At 38.1% G+C, this 7192-nt stretch carries 7 protein-coding genes; all 7 read right to left on the bottom strand.

All coding sequences use genetic code 11. The features are described 5' to 3' along the window. On the bottom strand, positions 1–263 hold a 263-nt coding region (locus ENL20_01230; GenBank protein ID HHE37179.1), incomplete at its 3' end, for a CBS domain-containing protein. Positions 264–479: 216 nt separating this feature from the next. Continuing rightward, positions 480–2258: a 4Fe-4S dicluster domain-containing protein gene (locus ENL20_01225; protein HHE37178.1), complete on the bottom strand. Its 1779-nt coding sequence runs from the start codon at positions 2256–2258 to the stop codon at positions 480–482. 159 nt (positions 2259–2417) lie between these two features. Further along, on the bottom strand, positions 2418–3587 hold the full coding sequence (locus ENL20_01220; protein HHE37177.1) for an NADH-quinone oxidoreductase subunit D: 1170 nt from the start codon (positions 3585–3587) through the stop codon (positions 2418–2420). 185 nt (positions 3588–3772) lie between these two features. Further along, positions 3773–4258 carry a DUF302 domain-containing protein gene (locus tag ENL20_01215; protein HHE37176.1) on the bottom strand — a complete coding sequence of 162 codons (486 nt, stop codon included), beginning with the start codon at positions 4256–4258 and terminating at the stop codon, positions 3773–3775. A 162-nt stretch (positions 4259–4420) separates the two neighbouring features. Then, complete coding sequence (locus ENL20_01210) at positions 4421–4948, bottom strand: NADH-quinone oxidoreductase subunit C (protein HHE37175.1); 528 nt, start codon at positions 4946–4948, stop codon at positions 4421–4423. A gap of 63 nt (positions 4949–5011) precedes the next feature. Continuing rightward, positions 5012–5635 carry an NADH-quinone oxidoreductase subunit B gene (locus tag ENL20_01205; protein ID HHE37174.1) on the bottom strand — a complete coding sequence of 208 codons (624 nt, stop codon included), beginning with the start codon at positions 5633–5635 and terminating at the stop codon, positions 5012–5014. Positions 5636–5644: 9 nt separating this feature from the next. Next, a complete protein-coding gene (locus ENL20_01200; GenBank protein ID HHE37173.1) occupies positions 5645–6562 on the bottom strand; it encodes an NADH-quinone oxidoreductase subunit H in 918 nt (305 codons plus the stop codon). Positions 6563–7192 lie beyond the last annotated feature (630 nt).

The raw sequence follows: 7192 nt of genomic DNA, 5'->3' as shown, positions 1-7192 counted from the left end.
TCATCATAAGATGCGATGATCAGGTCTTCGCGTTTTGTCATAATTTTTTTGATCTTTATTTTAGATGGATCGCTTATACCTTTGAAGCATTTGAGAACATCCTTTTCGGTCATTATACCAACGATTTCAGATTTGTCGTTTTCTACAATACATGAACCGATTCTTTTTCTTTCAAAAATATCCAGAACTTTACAGATAGGATCGTTTTCATTAGCTTTAAAAACTTCTCTTCCCTTATAGGATAAAATATCGTCAACTTTCACTTTTTACTCCTTTTTATCTTTCCAAGACTTGGCACAAGCCTAAGGTCTTTTGTTAAGTAGGCAAGTCAACTTATCCCAAGATGATGCATCATAAATGATGAAATCACTTGTGACAATTTTCGGAAAAATCTCCAACATCTAATTTACAATAATATTTACAAATTGGAGATTTCTCATGAGCAAAAGCAAGAAGAAATCATGGAATGACAGTTCACACTATTTCACAGAATTTTTTTGCAAATACCTGTCGATTCCTTTTGCTGCTCTGTGTCCATCTGCAATGGCACTAATAGCATCAGCAGTGTTATTGGAAATATCTCCTCCGGCAAAAATTTTCTCAACCGATGTCTGACCGGATTTATTAACAACTACTTTGTTCTTCTTGAATCTCAACATTTCATAAATATTTTCCGGTAGAAATGAATAATCAGCATCTTGTCCAATTGCTACGATCAAGGTATCGATTATGGTTGTGTAATATTTTCCTTTGATGAGAACAGGTTTCGGTCGTTTTCCTTTCTCAAAGATCATTTCATTTTTTCCCCAGATGAATTTTATTTGGGAACCGTCCTTTTCTAATTCCAGAGGTGTTGTCTGCGGATAAAAAATGACATTTTCTTCCATTGATTCTTCGATTTCTTCCTTGTCAGCAGGCATATCATCGATTCTTCTTCTGTAATAAATTTCAACATCAGCACCGAGTCTTCGGGCTGTTCTGGCAGCATCCATAGCTGTATTTCCACCCCCGACAACTGCAACTTTTTTACCGATATCTGGAACATCCTTTCTGGTTATTCTATCCAGAAAATCTAATCCCGAAATAACATTTGGTAGTTCTTCACCGGTAATATCGATTGTATATGATTTGTTGAGACCTGTTGAGAAAAATACTGCATCGCAATTATCATATATTTTATGAAAATCTTCGGGTGTCTCGATTCCATTATTAAACTTGATTTCAACTCCGAGAGATGTGATATATTCGACTTCCTTATCGATAATATTGTATGGTAATCGATATTCCGGAATTCCGTATCTCATCATACCACCGGCTTTTTCTTTGGATTCGAAGATCGTTACTTCATATCCGGCAGTGATCAAATAGTAGGCTGCACTCAATCCTCCTGGACCTGCTCCGATTATAGCAATTTTTTTACCGTTTGATTTGAATTCATCCTGCAATATCTGTTTGAATTTTGAGTCTTCCACATTATCCAAAATGTACCTTTTCAACCAGCGAATAGCGATCGGATCACCCAAAACACCGATCGAACAAACTTCTTCACATCTGTGGGTGCAAATCCTTCCGCAGGAGGCAGATAGAGGATTAGTTTTATACAATATCCGCAAAGCTTCTTCAAGGTCATCTTCCCGGATTGCTCTGATATATTCCGGAATATCCATGTGTGATGGGCAGGTCGCAACACAAATTCCGCATTCAACGCATCGTTCTGCTTCTTTGATCGCTTCTTGCTTGGAATATCCTTTCACCATTTCGATGAATGAACCAGTTCGTTCATCAGGATCGAGGATATTCATTTTTATCCTGTTTTTATCGAGAAGTTTCAGACCATCATTTGTTGTATATCCAAGGTTGGTTTTATCCCATTTATTATTATTGCTTCCGGGAATAAATCGATAGACTTCAGGATTGGAATCGATCCAGACATATTCATTGGACATTGACAAAGACCTGGTTGTGCAGACATCAACACAAAGTGCGCACCAGCAGCATCTTCCATAATCGATTTCAGGTCGCAATCCGCTGTCTTTTTTGGTTGTTTTGATATCATCCACAGGGACCATATCGATGGCAGCATTCTGGCAAACTGCTTCGCAGGTTCCGCAACCAATACATTTTTCCATATCATTTTTATGAAAACCTCTATATCTGGGAGAACCCGGTCTTTCTGAAAGAGGTTTAATAGTTGTATAAGGTTTTTCAAATGCTCTTTTCCAGACATAAAAAGGTGATAAAATATCTTTTAGACTCATTAATTTCTCCGGTTTATCTGCTCATTCCCAATTGTTTTCCCAAAAGGAATTTGGGAACAAGAGTAAGAACAAGAAAGATTTTAATAAAACTTCTCTTTTTTTAATCTTTGCGGAAATTACATTTAAGAATTTCTTTGGGGGAATTTTCGCAAAGTAGTGTTACCTTTCGATTTCAGGAGGATAAGTATGCAATGAAACCATCAATCCGGCAATATCTGCAATGTTAGTATTTATTGCTAATCTTTCCATCAAAGCAACTGCGTGGGTATAACTCGGTCCTCGAACATATACTCTTCTCGGATATTCTGTTCCGTCTGAAACTACATAATAACCGTATTCTCCACGTGTTGACTCTGCTCGAATGTATGTTTCTCCTGCAGGAATTTTCCAATTTAGGACATTGGGAAGCTGAGTATGGAAGTTTCCTTTTTTTGGCATTTTATCCATTATCTGACGGATCAAATCAATAGATTGGAACATTTCCTTTAAACGAACTGTTGCTCTTTCATAAGCATCGGAATCGTTTCCGATTATGATCTTAAAATCCAGTTTATCATAGATCAAGTACGGATTATCTTTCCTGATATCTCTTTGCAAACCGGTTGCTCGTGCATTCGGTCCGACAATTCCATATTTATCGACCATTTCAGGAGTAATAATGCCAAGACCTTTGGCTCGCATCTTGAAAACTACATTATCAAACATGACGATTTTAATCTCTTTCAATAGTTTTTCGATTTTTTGTAAAGTATCTTCGAGATGTTTCTCAAATCCATCGGTAAGATCATTCCGGACTCCTCCGGGAAGCATATACATGTGATAGACTCGTCCGCCGGTCAGTTCTTCAAATAGATCGAGCATATAATCACGGTGAGTTACAGCCCATTGTCCGACAGTTCCCATACCGAAACTTCCTGCCTGACCTCCGATCCACATGAGGAAACTTGTCAAACGGGACATTTCCAGGTTCAAAGTTCTTAACCAGACTGCTTTTTCCGGGATTTCGATTCCGGCTAATTCTTCGACAGCAGCAGCAAACAAGTATTCATTTGTATCCGGTTCGGGAACACATATCCGGCAAACAATTGGAAAACATTGAATATATTTTCGGCGTTCCATTAATTTCTCGAAACCGCGATGCAGATAACCGACATGAGTTTTGCAATCGACAACTTCATCACCGCTTAAGATCAATTCCAGTGACATATTTCCGGTAATTCCGGGATGTTGAGGTCCCTGCCAAATTTTTACAAATTTCCCGGAATCAAGGTCGATCACCGGTTTTCCGTTTTTCATTTCCGGAAATTTGCTTCTATCAGGTTTGAACATTTATTTTTCTCCAAATTTTTACCGCAAAGACGCAAAGGATTTATTGAGTTAGACTGAATAAGCAGAATTAAGCTGAAATTTTTTGAGAGTTTGAAACGATCCATCATTCTGTTTATCTCGATAAATTCCGTTTTTATCAATGTTTTAGTTTCTTTCAATGAAGAGTATTCATTAATGAACAATGATCATTGAACAATAATATCCTCGATTATCTTTTCATCGTCTTTAGCAACATAACTCATGATTTCTTCAATCGTGCCGCCAAACATTTTACTCAACAGTCCGATGTTCATCCTGGTGATATAAACATCGCCTTCCAAGTCTTCATATATTCCAATCCGGCAAGGCATAATGGCTGCGATCTTTTTATTCTCATCATCCTGCAAAATATTATAAGAATATTCCGACTGACAAATCGAAATCACATTTACTTTGAGCATTTGATCATCATAACCTTCATTAAAAAGGCAATCTCCAATGTCATAAACATGAAGAACTTCCCAACCGTTCGAGTATGATGCTTCCTGCAATAAAGCAACAGTTTCTTCAAAATTGTATTGACTCTTAACAACATTCAACATTTTCTGCGGCATCATTTTCCAGACTAAAATTCCCATTCCAACCAAACCGACGATGATTCCAATGACTAAACCAATCGTAAGTTTTTTCATCTTTTACTCCTGTTATCCTTAAATTACCTTGAGTTCCACACCTAAAGGAGTGGGTTATTGATCGAGATAACTTCCAGATCAATAACCCCTAACTTTAGGTAGGGGAATTTTAAAAGTCCAACCAATTATTTTTAGAATCTTTCATAAATTATGATACACTACCTATTTTCCATGATAAAGTTTTTTCTTCATATACTCTTTAGGATCAAATGATTTTCTTCCCTTACGAGGGAAATATGTTTTTTCAGAATATTCTCTACTATCAAAATCTCTTCGTAGCGGGGGAATTTCCTGCCATCTTTCCAGGATAAAACTCTCATCGATACGGGGACTTCCCGGAAAATTAATTCCGAACATTTCTTTCAATTCCCGTTGATAAGTTCCAACCTGTTCCCAGAGATGATGGATAGAGATCATTTCCGGATTTTTCCGGTCGATCTCAACCCGAATCCCAAGATCTGTGTGGGTTTGATAATTATGAAGAAGATATGTTAACTGGAATATTTCCTTTTCAAGATAGTCGATTGCAGTCAGAAAAACAAAATGGGTGTAGTTTTCATAATCCCGTAAATGAGTGATGATTGTTGGAAGGTTATCTTTTTTAATAGTAAAAAAAATCAAATCTTTCCGCTTTTCAACAACTTTCTCGATCTTGAATTTACTTTTTATCCTATTTATTAAATCTTTCATTTATTATCCTTGTTTGACGCAGGAGCGTTGGAATGAGTATGTTTTTACCTTGTCCCTTGTTTTTTACCAATTATAATCAGGCATATTCCAGTCTTTAACGATCTTTTTCTGATTGGCTTTATACCAATCGAAATTTTCTGCATATTTATTGGCACCTTCTGCTTTTCCTGCTTTGATCAGTTTTTTAAGATGATCAAAACCGGCAATTAATGCTTCCGGTCTGGGCATACAACCGGCAATATAAATATCGACAGGAAGGTAATGATCCAAGCGATTGATGGTATTGTAACTATCCCAATACATCCCGCCGTTGATCGTGCAGCTTCCCAGACCGATGACGAATTTCGGATTCTGCATCTGTTCGTAACTTCTGATTACTCTTTTCAGAGTTTTTACCGACATATAACCGCCGATGATAAAAACCGAAGATTGACGGGGAGTAGGTCTGGGAGCAATTCCATAGCGAGACATATCATAACGGGAAGTCATTAAAGGACGCAGTTCAATCGCTCCGCATCCGGTTCCGAAACCGAGGATCCATAAAGAATTCGCTCGTGACCAGTTGAGGAATTTTTCTACATATTTGGATAAAGGTTTATGCACTCTTGGTCGAGTATCGCAAAAAAGGTCTCTTTCGTGTTCGGGAAGTCCGTTGTTTTCTAATTTGTCTTTACTATTATCACTCATAATTCACCTTTATTTTGAACTGAAAATAATTACAGAAGCCAAAGCGATCAAGGTTGGAACTTTCAAGAAGAATCTGATCGCCTGTTCTGTTCTGAATCTCGGGAAAGAAACACCAACTGCGACTGTAACCATATAGATCATAAAAGTTTTTAAGATCATCGAGATAATATTTGTTGCTCCTCCAAAGTAAAGATTCATAAAAAGAATGAGTTTGGCGGAATTAAAAATCGCTCTATTGGTTTGGAGCGTACCGAGAAAAGAACTGTGAAATTCCGTTGGTGGTCCTATCGGGATTTCCTGTGGAGCGAGAACTACACTGAAAGGGTTGTGCATATTCATACCGAGCAGGGCGATCATGCCGGCGATGGTTGCTAATGGATTCGTGAACATTGTCCAATGTAAAAGTCCACCTTGTTGAGCAGCAACTATGCCGGTGATGGAGAGAGTTTTGTATTGGATAGCAATCGAGATCAAAGAAAGAGCGAATGGAACTTCAAAGGAACTCATTTGAGCAAGTCCGCGTGCAACTCCGATGGCACTGTAGGGATGACCGCTTTCTCCGGCACCGAGAGCCATTCCGAGTTGTCCGAAAAAGATGAAATACATAACGAGCAGCAGGTCTCCGGAAAAACTTAAATTTGAGAACACGACGGAACCGTAGATCGCAGGAATAAAGAGATATGTTCCAATCCCGCCGGCAATCCTGAAAACAGGTCCTAAATAAAACATAATTCCGTGAGAGATCGCGGTTCGTTTAGCATTGTTTTTGATTATATCAAGGAACGGTTGCCAAACCGGAGGTCCCACTCGTCCGTGAACTCGAGCAACGATTTTCCAAACTAAACCTGTTAATGTCAAACCATATACAGTGATAACTGACAGGGAAATCACAGCGTACAAGATGGTTGTAATCAATGGTAAATCCATTTATTTTGCTCCCACAAGAAAATAAGTAATAACAATAAATATAATAATATGGAGTGCATAAGTCTGTCCGTTTCCGGTATAAACATGTCTGAACAATCCACCTAGAGAATGCGTCCATTCCGAAACCGAATTCCAGAATTTAGTGATGATCGGTCTCACGAGAATTCCGAGTGCTTTTTGATAATGAGCAAAGAAATTATGAGCATAATGTGTAGTTTCAGGTCTATCGGGTCGTTCCGCAGCATAGACGATATTGAATTGCTTTACTTTGGTTACTGATCTGAACCTGAATAAAAGCCACACTAACGGAATCATGAAAATGATCATTGTGATCATCATCACGATATTTCCGTTCCAATAACCGAGAGAACTGATGACCTTGTACCCTTCCCAATTTATGGTTGTTGGGAAGTAGGAAGAAACTGCTGCTGTGATCGGTTTGATGATCAGGTTCGGATACATGGAAATTGCCATGATAGCGATGATAAAAATATATTGAGGAACAATAAACCATAACGATGCTTCCTTAATATCTTTATGTTTGGATTTTACCTGTCCGAGGAACATTGTATGAATAAGCCGGAAACAGTAAAGGAAAGCAACACCGCTGGCAAAGAAAGATAAACCTGC

Source organism: Candidatus Cloacimonadota bacterium, assembly GCA_011372345.1.
GTDB lineage: Bacteria > Cloacimonadota > Cloacimonadia > Cloacimonadales > TCS61 > DRTC01.
The sequence above is the reverse complement of the archived record's forward strand: the minus strand, read 5'-3'. Positions and strand labels throughout refer to the sequence as shown.